The sequence below is a fragment of the Roseicyclus sp. genome (assembly GCF_052168335.1).
GTDB lineage: Bacteria > Pseudomonadota > Alphaproteobacteria > Rhodobacterales > Rhodobacteraceae > Roseibacterium.
This window is the reverse complement of the sequence record NZ_JBQLZP010000213.1, coordinates 1-2,472: the sequence shown is the minus strand read 5'-3', so window position 1 is coordinate 2,472 and position 2,472 is coordinate 1. Positions and strand designations below refer to the sequence as shown.

General features: G+C 70.7%; 4 protein-coding genes. All 4 read left to right on the top strand.

The window, feature by feature from the left end; translation table 11 throughout:
- Positions 1-124: 124 nt before the first annotated feature.
- Positions 125-1,072: a glycine--tRNA ligase subunit alpha gene (locus ACTS11_RS06670; protein WP_442639551.1), complete on the top strand. Its 948-nt coding sequence runs from the start codon at positions 125-127 to the stop codon at positions 1,070-1,072.
- Positions 1,069-1,530: a DUF6446 family protein gene (locus ACTS11_RS06665; protein WP_442639550.1), complete on the top strand. Its 462-nt coding sequence runs from the start codon at positions 1,069-1,071 to the stop codon at positions 1,528-1,530. Before ACTS11_RS06670 ends, ACTS11_RS06665 begins: the two co-directional genes overlap by 4 nt.
- Before the next feature lie 3 nt (positions 1,531-1,533).
- Positions 1,534-2,220, top strand: coding sequence for an FkbM family methyltransferase (locus ACTS11_RS06660; protein WP_442639549.1), 687 nt, complete (start codon positions 1,534-1,536; stop codon positions 2,218-2,220).
- Positions 2,221-2,281: 61 nt separating this feature from the next.
- A partial coding sequence (locus tag ACTS11_RS06655; protein ID WP_442639548.1) for a DUF1206 domain-containing protein occupies positions 2,282-2,472 on the top strand: 191 nt, incomplete at its 3' end.

Here is a 2,472-nt window from a genome sequence, read left to right as displayed (position 1 = left end):
AGCCACGGACGCGCGGGGTTGTGACACGTCTGCGACCATCGCCCGGCGGGCGGCGCGATTGACCCCATGCGGGACGCGCCCTAAGGAGGCGCCGACGCCACGCGCCGCCGAGGGACACGCCCCGATGACCGAGACCAGCATCGCCAAGCCCCGCAGCTTCCAGGAGATCATCCTGCGGCTCCAGGCCTACTGGGCCGCCAAGGGCTGCGCGGTGCTCCAGCCCTACGACATGGAGGTGGGTGCGGGCACCTTCCACCCGGCGACGACGCTCCGCTCGCTCGGCACGCGGCCCTGGGCGGCGGCCTACGTGCAGCCGTCGCGCCGCCCCACGGACGGGCGCTATGGCGAGAACCCCAACCGGCTCCAGCACTACTACCAGTTCCAGGTGCTGATAAAGCCGAGCCCGCCGGACCTTCAGGACCTGTATCTCGGCTCGCTGGAGGCCATCGGGATCGACGCGAGCCTCCACGACATCCGCTTCGTCGAGGACGACTGGGAGAGCCCGACGCTGGGCGCCTGGGGCCTCGGCTGGGAGGTCTGGTGCGACGGGATGGAGGTCTCGCAGTTCACCTATTTCCAGCAGGTCGGCGGCCACGATTGCCACCCGGTCTCGGGAGAGCTGACCTACGGGCTCGAGCGGCTGGCGATGTACGTGCTCGGCATCGATCACGTCATGGACATGCCCTACAACGACCCGCAGACGCCCATCGCGCTGAGTTACGGCGACGTCTTCCGCCAGACGGAGGAGGAGTATTCGCGCCACAACTTCGACGCGGCCGAGACCTCGATGCTGCTCCGCCACTTCGAGGACGCCGAGGCCGAGTGCAAGCGCCTCCTCGACCAGCCGCACGACGATCCCCGGACGGGCAAGCGCATCGTGCTGGCGCATCCCGCCTACGACCAGTGCATCAAGGCGAGCCACCTCTTCAACCTGCTCGACGCGCGCGGCGTGATCTCGGTGACGGAGCGGCAAGCCTATATCGGGCGGGTCCGCGCGCTCGCCAGGCTCTGCGCCGACGCCTTCGTCGCGACCGAGGCGGGGGGCTGGACGCCGGAGGATGCCTCCGCATGACCTCGGGCCGCTGGCTCGTCCTCGCCATCCTCGGCGTCACGGCGGCCTTCGCGGGCGCGCAATGGTGGTTCCAGACGCGCGCCTACTACGCGCCGGTGGAGGCGGCGGACCTCGTGGCCATGGCGCCCGACGGGACGACGCATCCGCTGAACCCGACCGCGTTCGAGGGGATCGACGCCACCACCTCGCCGGTGCGCTACCGCGCCTGCTTCACGCTCGACGACGCGGGCATGGAGGCCGCCGCCCGGGGCGCGTCCTACGAAGCGCCCACGCCGCTCGTCGCGCCCGGCTGGTTCGAGTGCTTCGACGCGGGCGCAATCGCGGATGCGCTCGCGGCGGGCGAGGCGCGCGCCGTCCTCTCCGTGCGCGAGGTCCACCGCGGCGTCGACCGGGTGATCGCGCTCTACCCCGACGGGCGCGGCTATGCCTGGCAGCAGCTCAACGGATCGCTGGAGTAGCGGATGAGTGGCGCCGAGGAAGAGCTGGAGGCACTCAAGGCCGCGCACGAGAAGCTCCTTCGGCGACAGGCCCGGAACGAGCGGGCGCGCTTCGCGATGGGCCTGCTTCAGGGCGTGCTCTCCATGCTGAAGCCCGGCGACGTCGTCTTCGACTGCGGCGCGAACGTGGGCGACGTCACCGCCCCTCTGGCCGCGACCGGCGCCACCGTCCACGCCTTCGAGCCCGACCCCTACGCCTTCGCGCGGCTCTCTGAGCGGGTGGCGGGCATGGACAACGTGATCCTCCACAACGTCGCCGTGGGGGTGGCGGAGGGGTCCGTGCGGCTGATGCGTGCGTCGAATTTCGGCGAGAACCCCAAGGGCGCCTCGGTCAAGTCCACGATCGTCTCGGGCGGGCGGATGATCGACGAAGAGAACGCGCTGGAGGTGCCGATGATCGCGCTGCCCGCGATGCTGCGGCAGGCGGCGGGCGAGGCGGGCGAGGTGGCCTTCCTCAAGCTCGACATCGAGGGGGCGGAACTCGACCTGCTCGAGCACATGCAGGCGGAGGGGCTCTTCGACCTCGTGCGGCTGACGGTCGCCGAGACGCACGAGAACAAGTTCCGCGACCTCCGCCCGAGGTTCGCCGCGCTGCGCGAGGCGGTCGCCGCCGCGCATCCCGTCACGCGCGTCAACCTCGACTGGATCTGACGCCACGGGAACAAACGCCCTCCGTTTCGCGCTGATGCCTTGCAGCGGAAGGAGGCGCGAGATGGCGGAACGGAACCTCGACTGGGTCATGCCTGTGATGCGGGCGGGCTATGCCGCGCGCGGTCTCGTCTACGCGGTCGTGGGCGGCATCGCCGTCTGGTCGGCCTGGACCGGCGGCAACGCCGAGGGCACGACCACCGCGCTCTCCACCCTCCGGGACGAGCCTTTCGGCACAGCACTTCTCTGGGTCAT